1 protein-coding gene is annotated in these 277 nt (G+C 63.2%); it reads left to right on the top strand.

The annotated features are described in order from the left end of the window. On the top strand, positions 1-277 hold a 277-nt coding region (locus tag AC0IW9_RS30750), incomplete at both ends, for a UvrD-helicase domain-containing protein (protein WP_471652099.1).

Raw genomic sequence — 277 nt, 5'->3', positions numbered from 1 at the left:
CTGGTTGATCCAGGTTGAAGGCGCCTCGCCGCACTCGATTCTGTCGGTGACGTTCACCAACAAAGCCGCCGCCGAAATGCGTCACCGCATTCAGCAACTGCTCGGGCTCAACCCGGCCGGCATGTGGGTGGGCACGTTCCACGGCCTGGCCCATCGCCTGTTGCGGGCGCATTGGCAGGAAGCGGGGCTGAACCAGAATTTCCAGATTCTCGACAGCGACGACCAGCAGCGCCTGGTCAAGCGCGTGATGCGTGAGCTGGGCCTGGATGAACAACGC

This window comes from Belnapia sp. AC561 (genome assembly GCF_979252845.1).
This window is presented reverse-complemented; position numbering and strand designations above follow the sequence as displayed.